Origin of the sequence: Polystyrenella longa, assembly GCF_007750395.1 — a bacterium.
Classification (GTDB): Bacteria; Planctomycetota; Planctomycetia; order Planctomycetales; family Planctomycetaceae; genus Polystyrenella; species Polystyrenella longa.
Genome location: NZ_CP036281.1, coordinates 5167056 through 5187823 on the forward strand (window position 1 = coordinate 5167056; position 20768 = coordinate 5187823).

10 protein-coding genes are annotated in these 20768 nt (G+C 49.7%); 5 read left to right on the forward strand and 5 right to left on the reverse strand.

Features of this window, described 5'->3' with window-relative positions; translation table 11 throughout:
- Positions 1–115: 115 nt before the first annotated feature.
- Together Pla110_RS19135 and Pla110_RS19140 are read right to left on the reverse strand one after the other, a co-directional pair.
- Positions 116–2329, reverse strand: coding sequence for a diguanylate cyclase (locus Pla110_RS19135; protein WP_144998189.1), 2214 nt, complete (start codon positions 2327–2329; stop codon positions 116–118).
- 327 nt (positions 2330–2656) lie between these two features.
- On the reverse strand, positions 2657–5695 hold the full coding sequence (locus Pla110_RS19140) for a sigma 54-interacting transcriptional regulator (RefSeq protein ID WP_197440301.1): 3039 nt from the start codon (positions 5693–5695) through the stop codon (positions 2657–2659).
- A gap of 664 nt (positions 5696–6359) precedes the next feature.
- Between Pla110_RS19140 and Pla110_RS19145 the strand changes: the two genes are divergently transcribed.
- The 3 genes from Pla110_RS19145 (at position 6360) to csrA (ending at position 8134) form a co-directional block, all read left to right on the forward strand.
- A complete protein-coding gene (locus Pla110_RS19145; protein ID WP_144998193.1) occupies positions 6360–6791 on the forward strand; it encodes a molybdopterin-dependent oxidoreductase in 432 nt (143 codons plus the stop codon).
- Positions 6792–6848: 57 nt separating this feature from the next.
- Positions 6849–7667: an MOSC domain-containing protein gene (locus Pla110_RS19150; protein ID WP_197440302.1), complete on the forward strand. Its 819-nt coding sequence runs from the start codon at positions 6849–6851 to the stop codon at positions 7665–7667.
- A gap of 266 nt (positions 7668–7933) precedes the next feature.
- Positions 7934–8134, forward strand: coding sequence for a carbon storage regulator CsrA (gene csrA, locus Pla110_RS19155; protein ID WP_144998197.1), 201 nt, complete (start codon positions 7934–7936; stop codon positions 8132–8134).
- 265 nt (positions 8135–8399) lie between these two features.
- On the opposite strand, the gene Pla110_RS19160 is transcribed toward csrA, so the two are convergent.
- Together Pla110_RS19160 and Pla110_RS19165 are read right to left on the reverse strand one after the other, a co-directional pair.
- The gene (locus Pla110_RS19160; RefSeq protein ID WP_144998199.1) at positions 8400–9881 is read right to left on the reverse strand and encodes a DUF1501 domain-containing protein; all 1482 of its coding nucleotides are present in this window, start codon (positions 9879–9881) and stop codon (positions 8400–8402) included.
- 90 nt (positions 9882–9971) lie between these two features.
- Positions 9972–13124, reverse strand: a complete 3153-nt coding sequence (locus Pla110_RS19165; protein ID WP_144998201.1) for a PSD1 and planctomycete cytochrome C domain-containing protein — start codon at positions 13122–13124, stop codon at positions 9972–9974.
- A gap of 588 nt (positions 13125–13712) precedes the next feature.
- On the opposite strand from Pla110_RS19165, the gene Pla110_RS19170 reads away from it, so the two are divergent.
- Positions 13713–14495 carry an SDR family NAD(P)-dependent oxidoreductase gene (locus tag Pla110_RS19170; RefSeq protein WP_144998203.1) on the forward strand — a complete coding sequence of 261 codons (783 nt, stop codon included), beginning with the start codon at positions 13713–13715 and terminating at the stop codon, positions 14493–14495.
- Positions 14496–14967: 472 nt separating this feature from the next.
- Complete coding sequence (gene acs / locus Pla110_RS19175) at positions 14968–16923, forward strand: acetate--CoA ligase (RefSeq protein ID WP_144998206.1); 1956 nt, start codon at positions 14968–14970, stop codon at positions 16921–16923.
- A 178-nt stretch (positions 16924–17101) separates the two neighbouring features.
- On the opposite strand, the gene Pla110_RS19180 is transcribed toward acs, so the two are convergent.
- Complete coding sequence (locus Pla110_RS19180; RefSeq protein ID WP_144998208.1) at positions 17102–20326, reverse strand: PPC domain-containing protein; 3225 nt, start codon at positions 20324–20326, stop codon at positions 17102–17104.
- Positions 20327–20768: the final 442 nt, after the last annotated feature.

Below are 20768 nucleotides of genomic sequence, written 5' to 3' on the forward strand. Positions count from 1 at the left end.
AATGAAGTCGATTCTTTTCAGTCAGGTACGGTTCAGACCTATCAGGCAACTCAGGTACATCAACACGACTTGGCAAACCTTAACGGTTAGCGAGAGTTTCCCAGCGATCGTGAGCTTAGATACTTCCCAGATAGGCACGCAGGCTACGGATGATCTGTCTGGCACGGATTTGGAATTTTTCTGCAGAGGGAGGCTTCACCGCTGGGGTGACTGTTACTTGAATCTCGGAGACTTTATGCCCTCCTTGCTTGCGACTCTGGCTGTCGAACTCGAGTCGCATCTGAACTGGTTGACGCTCGGGAGATTTCCCCCATCCACTCAACATCCCGGAGCGACCGACTTTCATTAATACCTGTTCCGAATCGACTTCTTTCAGTACAGCGTGATTCTCTTCCAAAAATGCTTTCAATTTATAAACGATCATATCCGCGCTGGTGCAGGCGGTAATCGTTTGAATATGCTCCATGGCATTCACAGAGATTTTTTCGGCCGGCTTACCTTCGACCACTTCCTCGCTCTGCTCCAGCCGAGTCAATGAGCAAACTCGATTCCGGCCGGTTTCCTTGGCTTGATACAGAGCCTTGTCGGCTCGTCGAACGACATCATGAACAACGTCGCCAGTCTCAATTTGCGCTACACCGAAAGAGGATGTCACTGTGGCACGGGGTAACCCACCAACCGAAGCATGCTCGATGGCAAGTCGAAAACGGTTCGCTTTTTGAATGGCCATTTCAAAATCTGTATTCGGACACAGCACGACAAACTCTTCTCCACCATATCGGCCCACAACTTCACCAGAATAAGTTTCTGCCTCAAGTAACCTGGCAAGATCAATCAACACGCGGTCCCCAACGGCATGCCCATGAGAATCGTTGATCGACTTGAAGTAGTCGACGTCGAGAAAAATGGCGCTGAATATTTCTTTTTTGCCCTTCTTATCGAAAAGCTGAAACATCGACTGCAGCTGACGTTCCAGTTCGCCTCGGTTGGCGATTTTGGTCAGAGCATCCCGGCTGGCGGCAAGCTTGAGTTGCTGCATCTCATCGCCACCACTTTTTTCGACGGTCTTCTGGTTAAAGAGAATTTCCAGCACTCCAAGGATCTGATTTTTTTCGCCCACGATCGGTATCGATTGAACTTCAAATTCATCCAATAGTTCACTCTCATTCATCAAGTAATAAGTGCTTAATACCGACTTCTTGCTTGAATGGGCTAGTAATAATGCCTGATCCTCAAGACCGATCTTTTTTCGTTTCTCGCTGTAATAGGTCAGCAACTCTGGATTCCAATCGATATGGATCATTTCATTCGCTGATCTCCCGGTAAGCTGCTGCATCCCCTGGCTCCACATGACGATGTCCATCTTGCGGTCGACCAGATAGAAGCCGCTGTAATGCTCATCCAGCGAGGCCAGATACTGCATGATCTGGTGAATATTACGTTCGGCCAGAATTGATTCGCGTGTTTCCTTCAACTGGCCCGCTGGAATTTCATTTGTCGCCCCTTCCTTATAAATCATCTGGGCAGCCGCATCTTTATCCACCCAACTTTGCAGTGCGGAAACGACAGCGCCATCAAACCTGGCAGGTGATTGCTCGAATAGGATCTGAATTGCATCGGCGTGAGACTTACCGGAACGGTAAACCTGGCTGCTGCGTAAAGAATCGTAGGCGTCGGCGACGGTCAGAATGCGAGCACCGAGGCTGGTGTTCGACAGAGAGTTGTTCTGCAACAGCTTTTTAATAATCTGGGCCCGTTCCGCTTCAACTAGAATCGTGATAATTGAAAGTGGAATTTTGAATGCCTGGAGAAGACAACTGGCGTTGAATAAATGCCGACTCATCAATTCCCGCTCAATGGGATTCAGACGACCTGGCTTGTTGAGTATATGTTGAGGTACTGAGATTTTGCCGAAATCATGTAACAGAGCCGCCACTTCCATTTCTCGTTGCTGGGCTTCATTCCATCCCAACTTGCTCGCAATTTTCGTGGAGATCAGGGCAACTCGTTGTGAGTGCAAGTAGATGTAAGGATCGTAAGAGCGAAGTGCCGATAAGAGGACACTAAGCAAAGATTTCGATACCTGATTTTCCTGATTACCCTCAGAAGGCTTATTATCATCCCCGATCCCTAATCTACGTCTTTCTTTCTGCTCACTATTTTCGCCGCTAAGTGAGGCGAGGTGAAACAGAGTCACCAGTTCAGAAGAAGTCCCCGATCGACGGACCGCCACATTCGCGTTTGTGCGGTCGATCGCAATTTCCGGCGAGACCATTTGATTAGAATCGGCGGAAGCAACAGATGACGTTTGAGTTTCTTGACTGGTCATTGAGGGGAATGTCCTGGCAGCAAGTGAAAACTTGCAGCACTTTCCTGGGAGAGATTAATTAACCGAATTGATTCCCCTGACCCAGAGGTCAACTGAGGTTTCAGTGGAATCGCTGCGAGCATTAGCTATGGAAAGCTAGCTCGCCGCTCGAGTGAGTCAATGTCTCCCACTTCGGTCGGAACAATCTCCCGAGTAAGCATAGATCGGTCACAACGATTATGACGATCAGATAGCATCCCGGCTACTGCGCATGACTTCTGACCATTGAGCAGAAAGGCCGGAAACGAGTCATTCCCCTCTTTTCTGTGGCCAACCGCCCCACATCGATCAGGATTCGTATTTCTTCAACCGACTGTAGAAAGTGCTGCGAGGCATACCGAGTAGGCGAGCCGCCTGCGCTTTATTTCCACCCGTTTGAGCGAGGGCATTCTGAAGCATTTCACGTTCATTCTCATCAGCCATTTCTCGGGCCTGAGGCCACGAGGACCCGCTGGACTGATCCGCAGAGTCGTTTACAGAAGAGTATTCCAGCTTTCTTGGTGTCGTCCGCATCACATCAATCACATCTCGTGGAGTCTGCACCTGAAGCATACGAGGCAGATCCTTCAGCTGGATTTTATCGGAATCCGCCATGACCACCGCCCGTTCGACCACGTTCTCCAGTTCACGAATGTTGCCCGGCCACGGATAATTGACCAATTGACCTAACGCCGCTTCGTCAAAGCCGGTCACTTCCTTGCCTGTTTTGGATCGAGATTTTTCCAGGAAGTGCAGAGCCAACTCGTAAATATCTTCCATCCGTTCCCGCAACGGAGGAAGCGCAATGCTGATGACATTCAGACGGTAATAGAGGTCCTCGCGGAATTTACCTTCTTCGATCAGTTTTTCAAGGTTTTGATGCGTTGCCGTTACCAGACGGACATCAACCTCCACGGTACGTGCTCCGCCAACAGGCTCGAATTTTCGCTCCTGAAGAACACGTAACAATTTAATTTGCACCTCGAGTGAAATATCACCTATCTCGTCGAGGAACAATGTCCCCCCATGGGCCGCTTCAAATCGACCAATCTTGTCTTTATGAGCCCCAGTGAAGGCCCCTTTAACATGCCCAAAGAGTTCGCTCTCCAATAGACCGGCAGACAAGGCGGCACAATGCACACTCACCATCGGTTTTTCGCGACGAGAACTGTTGTCATGAATGACGCGGGCCAGTAGTTCTTTACCAGTTCCACTTTCCCCCAGGACCAGTACCGACGAATTACTGTCGGCCACTTTCTTAACGGTTTGAAGTACCTGTATCGTAGCAGGGCTATTCCCGATAATGGAATCTCGCTGTAACGAACTCTCTACCGGTTGCGCTTCCAATGCGGCGATTTTGTGGTCTTCTCGATTAATCGCCAGTTCCGCCTGCATCATTGCGATTTGGCGTTCCTGGGAAGAGATCTTCTCTACCTTTAACTTCAGGTCGTCATTCAATCGGCTCAGGTCCTGATGCAGTTTAGCTCCATGGAGTGCGATGTTTGAAATCTGCGCCAGGGCTTCAATAAATGTCAGGTCTTCGGCGGTAAACGCACCCGTGTTTTTCTTGTTTCCTAACGCGACAATCGCCTTACCGTCCCGTCCCAGATCGACCATATGAATCAGGTGTGCATTCAGTTCGCGTAACAGGTTCTGCACCGGCGTCATCTCGCTTCGAGTTCCCGCCATGATACGCTGGGCACTTCCTTCGCGTTCGAGAGACTCTTCCAGATCTTTATCCAGTGCAAATTGCAGAGCCCTTAACTCGGTGCCTTCTGAACCAATTAATTTGAAAGGGCTACCTGTATTGTTTCGCAGGTAGAGCGAAGCATCTTTGACGTTAAGTACCTCAACGATTGAGCCTAACATCAATTCCGTCACCGAATGCGGATCGACAACACGGTCCATCATCCGGTTCATGCGACGAAGTGCTTTATCAAGCTGATACTTCTCTCGGAAGAATCGTCGGTCGATGATCCGTTGAACACGATCTCGTAGCAATAACGAAGCGACAATTGGGACTAGCAGGACAGTGGTAAAAGCAAACATCTGATCGGTGCGAATCGAGATACCGAGCAGTTGAATAATCTGTCCCATCATCGCGACTAACAATCCAAAACCGACCGTCAGTAGAAAACTCATCAGGTAATAGAGTGCGCTACGGTTGATGACTTCATTAATGACTTTAAGTTTGTACCGCACAATACTGAGCGAATACGCCACCATGAAGAAGATGCTCGCCACAAAACTGAGTGTTCTAGCCCATCCGTGCGCGAATTTTTCACGATCAAATGTCGCCAACCACAACGCAATGGCCAGCATGACGGTCGAACAAAGACAGACCATCAGAATGACGCGTACCTGATGTTTCTCAAGAGGGTTTCGCGTGGTCAGAAAGCTAACAGTGAGCGCGGCCAGAATTCCCAGGAAGTAAAGTGTCGAAATTCCGATGTAGGTATAGATTGTTGTCCGTACCATTCCAAGCACATCAACAACACTGACCGCAGTGACAATCTCTTCCGGTTGATAATGAATCCAGAAGCCATATCCCCAAAGCGAAAGCAAAACGGCGGCTGAAACAATGGGAACCGTATAGATACATCCCATCACCAGGACAGGCAATCGACGAATAATCCGTTTGGGATGGGGGTATACCAGGAAAAAATGCAATGCGACTGCGGGCAGTAATGCGGCGCAGACAACGAAGGGGACCAGTAGCCAGAGTCGTGTAAATAGTATCCACCAATAAAATGTCCCTACTGACGCCCCCAGCATGCAGATCATCATCGCGTAAAAAAGATGTGCCGAGCGATCGAACGGTCGATACCAGGAGGCCAAAGCGGCGATGGCAAAGATACCTATCTGAACGAAAATCCATGAAAGCATCGTGAGAAGTTCGCCGAACGGAACCGAAAGTAACTGGACTTGGCTTTTGAGAATGGTTTTGCGATCCTGATCACGAAAAATCTCAATCTCGACCGTCCGTCGATTAGAGCTATCTGCCGCATTCGTTTCTGATTCGAGTGCCGCAGGATAGTGAGACCGTTTTTTCTGCGAGGGAGCTGCATGATATAGTTTTGACATGACATCAGCGTAGTCATAGAAATTTCGAATACGGTTCCCGTCTACATTCTGTAGCCAGTCTCCCTCTTCCGGTTTGGCACCCCACTTAAGAGAGTTACGTTCCGGAACAGCGTCATCCGATTCAAACTGGATGTCCCGAATCTGAATTCCTTCCTGATGAGCGTCATCCAGAAGAAGAAACCGTAGACGCAGATCGGGAGACGTCGCGATATAACCGAGTGCAACGACCACGTACAATAAAACAGCGCCACCAGCGAGAGACATTAATACACGTCTCGTTGAAGACTGATTTGAATCTTGTGGGGACATAAATTCCCTGCTGAAAGTCTAGGTAACATGCACACAAAGGGCAGATCGCCATGTTGTTTAGGAATCAAATAGCGCCGATAGTGTCGAACTTCGAGACTGATTTTATACATCAGCGCGCTGACTTTTCAACTTCTGGGCGCCGCTTAGCGCCGAAGATAGCGCCGAAACAGCTAAAAAGGGGTTTAATTTCGGCGCCCAATCAGTCGACGAGCCTAATTCACGTCTTTTATCAACAAAAACAATGTTTTATTAAAGTCTGGCATGGCACCTGCATATTAAGAAACCGTTCTGAGACACAATCAGAACAACTAAACTCGAATAAAACTGCCCTAGTGCAGTCAGGATACCCAGCCTAACTCTCAAGAGGTATTATCTAACTAACTTATCATTCGGACTCCTGCTGAATTGCAGCCTGACCCATTTGCTGCACAGTTCCCCAACGCTTCACAGCCTATTCCGAATCTAAGTTAGTGGTACCTCTTGAGAGTTATTTTATGCGCTGAGCGTACCTCCAGCTCCATACACGGGTCTTTCCCCAATACCGCTCTGATGAATGAGTAGATACAATATTTGTCCTCGTATCTTGATTATGAAGACAAACACGTAGCTACAGGTGATCATGTCCAGGCATTTATCAATCTGCGGAAGCTTGAAGCAGGCGGTCGACCTTTCTGCTGGCGAATTGGATCGACTCCCGGAAGAGGGACAAATCCGCGATCTAAACCGACTCTTTCCCAAACGCAATGGGGATGGTATTCGTCTTTCTCTGTTACTGGAGCGTTTCCCACCGTCGGACGACGTGACCCATCTCACACTTCACGCAAGGCACGACGGATTTTCCGCCAGCCTGCCGTTGAACCTGGTCCGCGAAGTCGGTGTCATTCAATATCAACAGGACGGCCAGCCGCTCTCAGAAGAACAGGGCGGTCCATTTCGTTTTTTGATCGAACAAGCCGCTCCCTGCAAGACGGATGAACTGGACGCCTGCGCCAACGTAAAGTACCTCGATGAAATCGAGTACAGTGTCGGTAAAGGAAAAGACACGCGTTAATACGAGGGAATTAAATGTCTCGCTCCCCTATCTACAGGCTAATTGAAGGCTGAATTGATGCCTCGACTACGTCGGATCGCTGTTTATCCCATCAAATCTCTCGATCCTGTATGGAAGGATCAAGTGCAGGTCCTTCCGTCAGGGGCTCTGGAAGATGATCGCCGCTGGGCGATTGTGAATGAACAAGGCGAATTCGTGAATGGCAAACGCGAATCCAAAGTTCACCAACTGAGATTGACCCACTTTTCGCATGGGGAGGTCTCCCTTCAATCCGAAACAGGTCATCTGCAAGCAGATCTTGTTCGAGACAAAAACGAGGTCGAGAACTATCTGTCCCGATACTTTGGTTACCCAGTCACTTTAGAGGAAGATCCTGAAACAGGATTTCCGGACGATCTCGAACTGGGCGGCCCCACGTTATTAAGCAAATCGTCGGTGGAAGAAGTGTGTCGTTGGTACGATGGCCTTCCGTATGAAGAGACCTGGCGTCGGTTCCGAGCGAATCTGGAGATCGAAGACGCGCCCCCCTTCTGGGAAGATCAACTGTATTCGGCATCCGGGACAGTACCATTTTCGATTGGCGATGTTGTTTTCGCAGGAGCCAATCCGTGTGCTCGATGTATCGTTCCTACGCGCGACCCTCAATCAGGAGTACCGATCGCGGGGTTTACGAAAACTTTCATGACCCGCCGGGAACAATCCCTGCCAGACTGGGCGGCAAAGGAGAGATTCGACCACTATTACCGACTCGCTCTGAATACAATATTAACATCGGAATTATCACCGGACTCGATGAGAGACGGCACTTCAAGGGCCAGCTCCTCGAATCAAAAACAGGTGTTGCATGTCGGCGACGAAGTGAAACCCGTTCAGTGAAGAGTACGCTGGTTTCGTTCGAATGCTGCCTCGGAAAAATCCATACCTCATCCTTATTTGTCATAATCGGAGGCCGTCCGTTCACACCTGTGCGCTGACGAGCTTGGTCGCCTATTTACCCGACCGTATCAATAGACAGATTCCCTACAGCCGGCCCCCTCAATACGGCTTTCTTTTCAGTTTAGCGCCACTCCAACTTGATTCCGGTGTAGAGTTTGACATCTAACTAAACTCTATTCTCTAACTGCAAGTGCAAGGACCGGCCAATGCTTGTTCTCAGCCGTAAAAAGGACGAAAAAATCATCATCGGTGATAAGATCACCTTAATGGTGATTGATATTCGTGGTGACAAAGTCCGATTAGGTATTGATGCTCCCAAAGACGTCACCGTCCATCGGGAAGAAGTCTACGAAGCGATTCAGCGCGAAACTGACGCTCCACATGATGCTGTAGAACCGACGAACTGACTGTTTCGTAAAGAGATGGAGCTGAACAGGGCTGTAGCATGCCCTGCCGTGCAACAGGCACGGCTTCGGCACCAGTCAACTCAACGAATAAAGACGGCCTGCGTTTTGACGTAGCGGCTCTCCACTCAAGACCCTCGGCTTGTAATGGCGCGATGTATTCATATCGTCAATCAAGCGGATGATCTGGAAGCCATGCGTGCGGACTCCTACTTTTCTACGACCGGCATTACTGCGTACTCCGCGGTGATGACCAAGGTTTTCGTACTCAGGAAAATAGTCCGTTAACCAAGTTGCCTTCAACGTCGGTGAGTCGAAAATCACGTCCCTGGAACCGATAGGTCAGGCGTTCGTGATCGATGCCTAACAGATTTAAGATGGTTGCATTCAAATCATGAATGTGAACCGGGTTCTCGACGACGTTGTAACTGAAATCGTCTGTTTCGCCGTACGTAATTCCACTCTTTACTCCGGCGCCTGCCATCCACATGCTGTAACAGCGTGGATGATGGTCGCGTCCGTAGTTAGTTTCGGAAAGTGCGCCTTGCGAGTAGACGGTTCGCCCGAATTCGCCCCCCCAGACGACCAGCGTATCATCCAGCATGCCTCGTTGCTTGAGGTCGTTAATTAACGCTGCGCAAGGTTGGTCGATATCGCCGCACTGCAGGCGGATGTCCCGCGGCAAGCTGCCGTGTTGATCCCACCCGCGAATGAAAACCTGCGTGAATCTCACATTTCGCTCCGCCATTCTTCGTGCAAGCAGACAGTTGTAGGCGAAGGTTCCTGGTTTATGCACGTCCGGTCCGTACATATCAAGAATATGTGCTGGTTCATCTTTGATGTCGACCAGCTCCGGAACAGAGCTTTGCATGCGGAACGCCATCTCGTACTGAGAGATACGAGCATTGATTTCCGGATCGCCGACTTCCTGGAACTTCTTCTCGTTTAAAGCGGCGAGAGAATCGAGCATACGGCGACGAGTCTGACTATTCACCCCTTGGGGATTAGACAGATACAGAACAGGGTCGCCAGTGGAACGAAGAGAGACCCCTTGGTGTTTGGAAGGCAGAAAACCGGCTCCCCACAAACGATTGTACAGCGCCTGAGCGTCTCGTTTAGCACTCCAGGTTGAATTGAGGACGACGAACTCTGGCAGATCCTGATTCATGCTCCCTAAACCGTAAGAGAGCCACGCTCCCATGCTGGGACGACCAGGTAGCTGAGAACCTGTTTGAATATAGGTAATCGCGGGGTCGTGGTTGATGGCTTCAGTATGAACAGTTTTCACCAGAGCCAAATCATCCACCACGGACGCAGTATGTGGTAAGAGTTCGCTGACCCAAGTGCCCGCGTTGCCATGTTGTTTAAATTTAAACATGGAGGGAGCAATGGGCAGACGCGACTGCCCGGAGGTCATGGTAGTGATTCGCTGACCCTGCCGGATGGAATCGGGCAGGTCTTTGTCGAACATTTTGTGCAGGTCAGGTTTGTAATCCCACATGTCCAACTGCGACGGAGCCCCGGACATGAACAGGTAAATCACCCGCTTTGCCTTGGGAGCATGATGAAACCCGGGCATGACTCCCGTTAAACCCGATTGCGAAGAGCTCGATTGTGAAGAGGAGTCCGTCTCGGCGAAGAGTTCCGGGTTCAGCAGCGAGGCCAATGCGGCCGTTCCAATACCGGTAGCTGATCGACCGATGAATTGACGCCGCGTTTCGTTTAAAACGTGATCCTGGAATAATTCCATGGTAAGTACCTGTGTTTCATGCCTGCGTTTCGCAAGAGATTGAATTGGAATTGCTGTATCTGAACAACTCGGAAGGTGCAATACGGTTCGTTACTCTTTGACGATGGTTTCGTCCATGTTGAGCAGCGTATTGGCGACGATTGTCCAGGCAGCCAATTCCGCCTGATCGAGACTTTCATCTCGCAGCGAGTCTCCCACCGTTAATAGCTGTTCGGCACTGGTAAGATCGTTCTTGAACTCTTCGAGGTTGGTTTCGTATAGCTCGGATAAAATCGCAATCTCCCGTTCATCAGGGAATCGCGACGTCGCCCAGCGATATCCAAAGCCGGCCCGGTTGGAAGTAGAGTCCCCGCCTTCGAGTAAAATACGTTCCGCGAATTTACGGGCCGCTTCCACAAACTGGGTGTCGTTCAACAGGTTGAGTGCCTGTAGCGGCGTGTTGGTCCGTTCCCGTTTCACCGTACAGGTTTCCCGTGATGGTGCATCGAACGTCGTCATGGAAGGGGGAGGTGATGTCCGTTTCCAGAACGTATACATGCTACGACGATAAAGTGCGAGCCCTTCGTCTTTTGTAAAATTCGATGTATTGCTGGAGGTGTAAGCGACGACTTTCCACAGTCCTGGCGGTTGGTAAGGTTTGACACTCGATCCACCGATTTGCTCGTTAAGCAGACCACCGATACGGAGGGCGTTATCTCGAATCATTTCGGCATCGAGACGGAAACGAGGTCCTCGGGCCATCAGGCGGTTTTGAGGATCGCGTTTATGCAATTCGGCAGTGACTTCGGACGACTGCTGATAAGTGGCCGACATGACGACCAATTTTTGGAAGGCTTTGACATCCCAGCCACTCTCGATGAAGTTCACTGCCAACCAATCGAGCAACTCCGGATGCGAAGGCCATTCCCCCTGTGAGCCGAAGTCTTCTGTCGTTTTGACCAGACCGACACCAAAGTACTGCTGCCAATACCGGTTCACGGTCACACGAGCGGTAAGCGGATTGTTGGGGTCCACCAACCATTTGGCGAGTGCCAGTCGATTACGAGGCATCCCTTCGGGAAGGGGTGGTAAGACAGCGGGCACTCCCCGTTCGACTTTGTCGCCCAGCTGATCGTATTCCCCACGAATCAGAATGTGTGCCGGACGTGGTTCTTCCATGTCCTGCATAATAAGGGTCGAGGGAATGTTGTTTTCGTAGTCTGTTAATGCTTTCGTTTTCTCGGCTATCTTTGCTTTAACAGCTTCAAACTCTGCCCGGGTCGTCGGGTTGAAGTTTTCGAGGTAGTAATGTGAGATTTTCGTTGCCAGTTCGGGAGTGCGATCTGCAGGAGACGTTTTGATCGCGGCAAGCAGGTCTGCTGGAAGTGTGCTGGAATCCTGCAACTCCAGTTCAACTTGCTCCCAGACTCGCTGAGAATCGAATCCTTCTTTTTTGAAATCGCCGTAGCTCAGCAGCCCCAGCTTGTCCCAATAAACGGTCCCGCTGTATTGAGACATTGCGAGTCCATCGACGATGTCCCCTTCTTTGAGGCCAATCTTTCCAGCTGGTACTTCCAACCGGACCCACTCCCCTTTTGCAGGCAAGTCACCCAGCCGCATCCGTTCGGTGGTTCCTTCTTTACCAAAGTCAATCTTACTCTCTCCCCAGTAGGCGCGTTGTCCCCAGGTGTTCGTAGTGGTATGAACCTGAAGCATGACTTCTTCGGTGGGGCTTTCCGGGTCGAGGTAAACATGGAAGAAGAATTTATCTCCCTGTCGAATGGTAAGTGGGCTTTTATCACTTTCGTAGTACTGCTGAGACAGACCACTCCCTGTACGCATTAGCGACTTGGTTCCGCTGTAGACGGGGTGATCTGGTCCTTCGACGAAGTGCCATTCTTTTTCAGGGGCGCCGAGCAGAGTAACATCTTCAGGTGCTTCATCGTCGACGACCACGGTTTCCTGCATTTCGGGCAGAGTGGCGACGGCGTCGGGAGTGGGGTCGGTGTAGGAAACGTCTTTGTATAGCTGAGCTTTTTCCGTATTTATTTTGTCAATTAATGCTCGTAACTCGGCAACGTGTTTTTCGTCATCAGCAGAAGGAACACGAATGGCGGGAGGAGGAAGCATCGCGTTTCCGTCCATCGCCTTTTCGGTCAGGCTGTTATAGAACGCAAACAGTTCAAAGAATTCGGTCTGTGTAATTGGATCGTACTTGTGCTCGTGACAGACGGCGCAGCCGAGAGTCAAACCGAGCCAGACGGTTCCCATTGTTTCCACGCGGTCAACAGCATAGCGAACGATATATTCTTCGTTGATCGATCCCCCTTCACTGGTAGTAACGTTACAGCGTTGAAAACCAGTAGCCACCTTCTGAGAGAGGGTTGGTTCAGGCAACAAGTCGCCACCAATCTGTTCGATCGTAAATTGATCGAACGGCATATTATTATTGAACGCATCAATCACCCAGTCGCGATAGGGCCAGATGGATCGCTGGTTATCGAGATGCAAACCGTGTGTGTCGCCATAGCGCGCGGCATCAAGCCAATAACGTCCCTGGTGTTCGCCATAATGGGGCGAGTTGAGCAGGCGGTCGACCACTTTTTCATAGGCGTCCGGAGACTCATCGGCAAGGAATTCGTCAACCTCTGTCAACGTGGGAGGTAAGCCGGTGAGATCGAAAGTAACGCGGCGAATTAAGGTTTCCTTGTCCGCTTCCGCCGAGGGTGCCAGTCCTTCTTTTTCGAGTCGTCGCAATACGAAATGATCGATATCGTTGCGAGCCCAGCCTTCCTGTTTATTCTGTGGGATCTCCGGTTTTTTCGGCGTGATGAACGACCAATGGTCTTCCCACTTTGCGCCCTGTTCAATCCATCGTTTCAGAAGATCAATCTGTTCTGGTTTTAATTGCTTGTGATGATCTGCGGGAGGCATCACCATAAATTCGTCGTCACTGGCGACTCGCTGATACAGTTCGCTCTCTTCCAGGTTACCGGGAACAATTGCGCGGTTTCCCGATTCAAGTTCGGAAAAGGCGGATTCCTGGTTATCAAAACGCAGACCTGCTTCGACATCTTTATTCGAGGGACCATGACAGGTGAAGCAGGTATCCGACAGAATGGGGCGGATATCACGGTTGAACCGCACTTCTTCGGGCGGAGACTCTTCCGCCTGGAGTGGGGTCAGACCGGCCAGTATTCCCACTGTTAGTAAAACAGTCAGCCTTGGAGAGAAATAGTGAACTAAACGAAGCGCGAAAGACATGTAGAATACCCTTTTCTACGAGGCGATGTTTCAGATATGGCCGATGGGATTTTCTTCTGACTCGAGAAATGGTTCCTCTGCAGATTCTCTTGGAGAGTAGACCAGGCAGGAAATCAGTCAGGAAGGAAATGCGATGCGAAACAGACTCGCACCGGGAGGTATCGTGCCACCGAAATTCGTATAATCTGGGTGTTCGGTTCGACAAGTTGCCATGAAGGAACCCAGTCGAAGTGTTTGTAGAAACGTCCTTTCGACTGAAATCCGCTGCATCGTGAACGTCAATGATCCCGATACATCCAACTTACTATCAGAACAGGCGACTTTTCAACCTTTGTTTTACAGGGCAAAACGGGATTCGCTAAGTTACAGCAAGAAAACTGAACAAATAATCCATTAATGCCGAATTTCGTCGAAATTGCGCCCGTACCTCATAAAAGAACCATACACCCAAGAGGTGATTTGTTAAGCCTCAGTCTTTATTATAGACCGCACACCGGAGTGAGATAACGGGGAATTCGTGATTTCACTCGCTGATTCGGTTTGAACGACCTTATTTAACAGCCTTCAGGAATTGGACTTGGAAACAATATGAAATTGAAAGATCGATCGTATCTGGTTACGGGAGCCTCTCGCGGAATTGGTCGCGGTTGCGCCATTGAACTGGCTCGGGAAGGGGCCAATGTCGCCATCAACTTTCGGTCGCATCCGGAAGAGGCGGAAGAAGTTGCTGACCTGGTTCGTAAAGCAGGCGGAAAAGCCCTGCTCGTGCAAGGTGATGTTTCCGACCAGAAAGCGGTAGAAGAGATGGTTGCTAAGACCGCTGCTGAATTTGGTAAAATCGACGGTTTGGTTTCCAATGCCGCATTCAGCGACCGTCAGAACATTGTCGAAGCCGACATGGACGGATTCCGTCGCACGATTGATGTCAGTATGTGGGGTGCTTTCTACGCGCTGCGAGCCACAGCTCAACAGCTGATCAAACAGGGAACTCCCGGTTCCATCGTCACTGTCAGTTCTCCTCACGCCGTCCTCGCGATTCCGACATCCTGCGCGTACAACATGTCCAAAGCCGCGATTGATCACATGAGCCGTACCGCTGCCTGCGAGTTCGCCAAACATGGTATTCGCGTCAACATTATTCATCCGGGTTGGACGGATACTCCGGGCGAACGCAAATTCTTTTCCGAAGAGCAACTTGACGAAGGAGCCAAGAAACTTCCTCTCGGTCGTCTGGGCACCACCGAAGAACTTGGCAAGATGATTACCTACCTGATAAGTGACGATGCTTCCTACATGACGGGCGGCACGCTCACTATGGATGGGGGCGTCGGACTTCCCTGGTGGTCCAACCGAGCCGAAGGCGAACCCTAACCCCCGGCGTTCGCCGGATTGGGTCCGCGGTGGAGGGGTCATGAGCGAGAGTGGCCGTGATTGCCGCGAGACAGAGCCCTGAATGAAACTTCATCCCGAAAAAGCCCTTAGCACTGGAACCTGAATCAAAGCAGGTTTTGCCATTGATCGCTTTAAATCCCGCCTGACCCCTGTTTTATTGTGAGGGTAGGCGGGTGAGGTGGACTTTGCGGCAGCAGGATCTGTCTGAGTCCACAGTTCTGGGGGGGACTCGTTTGACAGTCAATACTGTTCAGGTCTAAGATTAGGGCTTCCGATTTTTCAAAGATTATCTCGAATTCTCTCAAATTCTTAATTGATACCGGATGAGGATCTGTCCACGACAGGTCTCTCTCCTTCTCTCTCAACATCTGAACTGTGTCTGTCATTCTGCACACAGTTTCCAGAGATGTTGAACTGAAACTTCCGATCCACAGCAAGAGGAGTCCGTCTCATGAGCTCAGAGACCAGTGAAAATATTGAATCCGTCCTGAAAGAAACCCGCCTGTTCCCACCATCTGCTGAATTCAGTGAATTGGCAAACATCAGTTCGGAAGAACAGTATCTGGAATTGTGGAACAAAGCCAAAGATCAACCGGCTGAGTTCTGGGGTGAAATGGCGGAGAATCTACACTGGTTCAAAAAGTTCGATACGGTCCTCGAAGGGGACATGCCGAACACGAAATGGTTTTCGGGGGGCAAAATCAACGCTTGTTACAACTGTGTCGATCGGCATCTGCTGACATGGCGGAAAAATAAAGCGGCCATCATCTGGGAAGGGGAACCGGGCGATACCCGTGTGCTGACCTACCAGGACTTGCATCGCGAAGTCTGTAAATTCGCAAACGTGCTGAAAAAGTTGGGCGTCACCACCGGTGACCGAGTCACGCTCTACATGCCGATGATTCCCGAACTGGCGATCGCCATGCTTGCTTGTGCCCGAATTGGCGCAACGCATTCGATCATCTTTGGTGGTTTCAGTGCCGATGCGGTCGCTGATCGTAACAACGACGCAGAAGCGAAAGTCGTTATTACAGCCGATGCTGGCTGGCGTCGTGGCAAAGAAGTCCCACTGAAATCCGCAGTGGATGACAGTCTGGAAAAATCACCTACCGTCGAGAAAGTCGTTGTTGTTCGCCGTACCGGTGCCGACGTGACGATGGTTGATGATCGCGACTACTGGTGGCACGAGCTGATGGAAGATGTATCCGCCGACTGCGAAGCAGTGGAACTCGAAAGCGAACATCCACTGTTCATTCTTTATACGTCTGGAAGTACAGGCAAACCCAAGGGAGTTCTGCACACCACTGCCGGTTACATCCTAGGCACGCAGATGACGTCCCGCTGGGTCTTCGACCTCAAAGAAGAAGACACTTACTGGTGTACCGCCGATATCGGTTGGGTCACCGGCCATAGTTATATTGTGTACGGTCCGCTTGCTAACGGGGCGACGACTTTGATGTATGAGGGGGCTCCCAACTGGCCGGATGAAGGTCGTTTCTGGGAGATCATCGAGAAGTATCAAGTCAACATCTTCTACACGGCCCCTACAGCCATACGTGCGTTTATTAAATGGGGCGACGAGTATCCGAAGAAACACGACCTCAGCAGCCTGCGTCTATTGGGTTCGGTCGGTGAACCGATTAACTCGGATGCCTGGATGTGGTATCATAAGGTGATCGGGAACGAAAACTGTCCCATCGTCGATACCTGGTGGCAAACGGAAACGGGCAGCATCATGATGAGCCCCCTTCCCGGTGTCACGGCGACGAAACCAGGAAGTTGCACCAAGCCACTGCCGGGTGTCGTCCCGGATATCGTTTCCGAAGAAGGCAACAGCCTGGATGATAATCAGGGTGGCTTGTTGGTCATGACGCAACCCTGGCCTTCCATGCTACGCACGCTTTATGGCGACCACGATCGCTTTATTGAAACTTACTTCAGCAAAATCGAGGGCTGTTACTTTGCCGGTGACGGTGCCCGCCGCGATGAAGATGGGTACTACTGGATTATGGGCCGCGTGGACGACGTCATTAACGTCTCCGGCCACCGATTGAGCACGATGGAAGTCGAATCGACACTCGCCTCGCATGAAGCGGTCGCTGAAGCCGCCGTCGTCGGTTACCCCCATGAACTCAAAGGGGAAGCCATCTGTTGCTTCGTCACTTTGAAGAAAGGTGACGGTTCGGACGAGCTGAAACAGGAGCTGAAAAACCACGTCCGCCATCAAATCGGAGCGATTGCCTCACCCGATCAGATCCGTTTCGCCGCCGCTTTACCCAAAACTCGCTCCGGCAAAATCATGCGACGTCTCCTCCGTGACATCGCCGCAGGCAAAGAACAAGTCGGTGACACGACCACACTAGAAGACTACACCGTCGTTGCGAATCTGAAGGATTCGGAAGGATAGGTTTCGACCTGTTTAAAGCCCATTTCAAAACTCGGTTGTGGTTGTTCGTGATCTTTCGAATAGAGAGTCATAATTACCCATTAGAGGGTTTATGAATTGCTTGTAAAAAAACGCCGTTGAGATCGTTTGCTCTCAACGGCGTTTTTCATGATTTTACTCTCGTATTAAAAGAAGATCATCACACGAGTTCGAGCAGGTCCTCATCAGAGAAGATGTTATCGCTGATGGGGGCAGCCGAAGACGATGCCGTTGCAAGGATATCTAACGAAAAGGCCGAACTGTCATCATCATTGTGACGTGCAACACGAATGAAATAGACCCCAGCCGTGAGTGACTCAGTCATCGATATTTCTTGAGTTGAATTTCTGAACTGGATTCCTTCGCTGTTTTCGAGGATTTCATTTCCGTTGCTATCAGCAAACAATTCCATCGTTGAATGCTCACGAAGTCCTGTGAGGTTAAGGGTGACATCGAGGTCACTCAGGATTTCGAACCGGAATAGATCGCTCGGGTCGCCGGCCCCAATCACCTGACTGGCCGATAGGTTAGACGTGAGCGTACCGAGATCATACGCTGTGGCAATGGTATCTCCGGGGTCGGTGGGAGTCACCGACAATGGAGTTTGAGACAAATTGAGGGTGTATGCGGTATTACTGTAATCCCATCGAGGCTCCACCAGAATATAATATTCCCCTGCAGGCAAGTCGTCTATCAAAGATGTTTCCGAACTTATGGAGAGGCGTTCCAAATCTTCAAAACTTTCAAGCAAGCTATTTCCATTCGAGTTATGGTAGAGAGAAAAGTAGACTTGCTCATTAATACCGCTCAGATCAATGGCAACTGTAGCATCGGCCAGAATTTCAAATCGGTATAAGTCCTGAGTATCTCTCCCACCGATGACGTCTCTGATTAGTTTATCAGCGTTCAACACACCGAGGTTTCGAGCAGAAGCCATATCATTCCCCGGATCCACAGGAGAAACCGTCAAGGGATTCTGGGACAGGTTCAATGTGAATGCTGTATTGGAATAATCCCATCGAGGCGTTAGCACAATGTAGTACACCCCCTTCGGCAAGTCGGTGACGATTGATGTGGGAGAAGAGGGTGTCAAATATTCCAGATCTTCAAAATTCTCAAGTAGAGTATTGCTGTTGGAGTTCTGGTAGAGGTAAAAATTGACCTGTTCGGTAATACCATCAATATCGACCGTTACTGAAGCATCGTTTGTAATCTCAAAACGATAGACCTCCATTTCGTCACTTCCACCAAGCACATGACTCGCAGATAGTGGTGAATTCAGTATCCCCAAGTTCACGGCAGTCGCGATATTGTCTCCGGGATCGGTTACTGGAATATCAAGAGGGTTTTGAGAGAATTCGATATTATATAAAGAGTTACTATACTCCCAACGGGGTGCTACTTCGACGAAATAGGTACCGGATGATAGTGCTTCAGTCATAACCAGTGATGAATCTGAGGACCAGTTTTCGAGCCTTTCAGCGGTCTCCAGCACTCCATTTTGATTGATATCTTCATAGAGTTTCAAAGAGAGAGCTTCGTCATGCCCAGACAGATTGACGGTAAGCTGAGAGTGGTTTTGTAGGTCCAATCTGTAAATGTCAGATATGTCGGATCCGCCCATAATCTGGTATAGCGCTTGAGGAGAGTTCAATACTCCCAGATCAGTCGCTTCTGCTATGGTTTCACCCGGGTCCGGGGCGAGACCTGGAATCGGAGTATGTGATAAATCGAATGAATAGTCGCGGTCATGTGTGGTATAAACGGAACTAATTCTGATGAAATATTCACCTGCCGGAACATTTTCCACCATAGTTTCCTGGCCACTAACGATATTGCTCTCCACTCTTTCATTGGAGTCGTATATTCCGTCTCCACTCTTGTCGTGAAACAGAGTGAATGATACCGAATCATTATGGCCGATCATCTTGAGTCGCACGGAAGAGTCCTGATTGATCACGAACCGAAAGACATCTTCAGTGTCATAGTGTCCGTAACCATCAACACCGACGGAACCTTGAGTCTGGAACCCACTTGTCAACAGTCCGATATCATATAAAGAATCAAGATCCCCTCCTGGATCCATCGGCATCGGTTTGACTTCGAAGTTGTCGAATCGTGTTAGTGCGTTCTTCGTCATCAGGCCGGACCTACCTGTGTTCAGGAGTGGTTCAGGGAAGGACGTCTCCAAGATGATTTCTCCGTCAACGGAAAGATCGACTTCGTTTCCGCTGACGAGCAAGTCCAGATGATAACTCTGCTCGGGATTGATCGTTCGACCTGAATTATCCCAGTCAATTTCAGTTCGCCGGATCATTATATTTCCCACGACCTCTCCAATGACCCACTGGTTCTGACCTGCAAAGCTTCCGGCAAATTTGAAATCAGTATCACTTTGATAGTCGAAAATAACAAACCCATCCTGCCAGCTATTCGAAGCCGCCAGTTGAGTCATATCAACCGAAATAATGTATTTCTCTGAGAGAGTTCCATAGACATCCACTACCGAAGTCGTCATCCCTTTACCATTACTACTATCGGATTCGTAAACAAAAGTATGACCAAGGTTTTCTACTGTCCAGAGAGGGCCGTTCCCTGTCACGAAGTCATCCGCACGTCCATCTTCAAAGTTTTCGAACAAGGGCACGAACGAGCGTCCCGCGAGAACTTCTTCCGCGATAATGAAATTATCGAACTTAGTAACGGAATTCACTGCCGCCATCCCTAAGGCACCACCGTTTAAGCTTGTATTGTCCTCGTAAGTTGCCGAGGCTATTGCTTCACCATCGACGGATAACTCGACTTCATTCCCGGTAACTTTCAAGTGCAGAGTGTACGATGTGCCCATATCAATGGTGCGACCTTCAGCGTCCCAGTCGACTTCAGCCAGGCGATCGCCCCAGCCTCCTTCGTAGTGACCAATAACGAATTCATTTTTACCAGTAAAAAAACCAGCATACTTAAAATCGTTCTCTCCCTGATAGTCGAAAATCAGGAAACCATCATGCCAGTCGCCACTGCTCTGGACGGAAGTAATGTCGGCCGCCATTTCGAAGTTCTGAGGCAGGAACCCATGAAAATCGATTGTGGATGTCCCTACGCCTTTACCACCAGAAAGATTGACTACATATTCACCGTTGTTGATCGACCAATCGGCAGGAGCATTCTGATCAAAGTCGCTTGCATCGTTATCGTTAAAAGTTTCCTGATAAGTGGGTGGGTCCACTGGGTTCGTGACGCCTGATAATAAAGTACGGTTTTCCAGGAGATCAAACTGGATATAGGAAGGACTTTTCGTCAGGTAAGCCGGGCGAATGGGAAGGGGTCGAACAAACCGTGCAAACTGTTTACGAATCATACGTCGCAGAGAGGGAGATTGTGACATTGGTAATGGCCCTGTAATGGTGTGAAGAGAGAGTAAGAATAGGAGCCGTTTTTGTTCGTTTACCCTACGAATGCAGGTGTAAAAGTGCTCCTCAGTAAATGAGTCTATTAAAAACCCTACCGCGCCATGTTTTAAATGTCCACCGAAAGGGAGCTTTTTGAACACTAAAGCCGACCCGCAGATCTAATAGTTTTTGACAAGCCAAAATCTCAGTCGTTATTATATTTTCTGTAGCTATATACAAATTTCACGATGGATTCGAATATACGCATACAGGGTCAAGAAACGGATTATTGATAGTAGGCGAACTAATTCGTGGACAAACCTTGGCGGAATTGTTTAGCATGGAACGTCCCATCTCTGTTTATTGATCTTGTTGATCCATCCTGTTTTCGACCGCTTGTGCGGGAGTGGCACCCATCGCGGGTCTGATTCGCTTCTG

Excerpts from the sequence above, each read along its gene's own strand:
- Pla110_RS19180 (WP_144998208.1), bottom strand. The coding sequence starts at position 20,326 with ATGTCACAATCTCCCTCTCTGCGACGTATGATTCGTAAACAGTTTGCA.
- csrA (WP_144998197.1), top strand. The coding sequence starts at position 7,934 with ATGCTTGTTCTCAGCCGTAAAAAGGACGAAAAAATCATCATCGGTGAT.
- acs (WP_144998206.1), top strand. The coding sequence starts at position 14,968 with ATGAGCTCAGAGACCAGTGAAAATATTGAATCCGTCCTGAAAGAAACC.
- Pla110_RS19160 (WP_144998199.1), bottom strand. The coding sequence starts at position 9,881 with ATGGAATTATTCCAGGATCACGTTTTAAACGAAACGCGGCGTCAATTC.
- Pla110_RS19140 (WP_197440301.1), bottom strand. The coding sequence starts at position 5,695 with ATGTCTCTCGCTGGTGGCGCTGTTTTATTGTACGTGGTCGTTGCACTC.
- Pla110_RS19150 (WP_197440302.1), top strand. The coding sequence starts at position 6,849 with ATGCCTCGACTACGTCGGATCGCTGTTTATCCCATCAAATCTCTCGAT.
- Pla110_RS19135 (WP_144998189.1), bottom strand. The coding sequence starts at position 2,329 with ATGACCAGTCAAGAAACTCAAACGTCATCTGTTGCTTCCGCCGATTCT.
- Pla110_RS19170 (WP_144998203.1), top strand. The coding sequence starts at position 13,713 with ATGAAATTGAAAGATCGATCGTATCTGGTTACGGGAGCCTCTCGCGGA.
- Pla110_RS19165 (WP_144998201.1), bottom strand. The coding sequence starts at position 13,124 with ATGTCTTTCGCGCTTCGTTTAGTTCACTATTTCTCTCCAAGGCTGACT.
- Pla110_RS19145 (WP_144998193.1), top strand. The coding sequence starts at position 6,360 with ATGTCCAGGCATTTATCAATCTGCGGAAGCTTGAAGCAGGCGGTCGAC.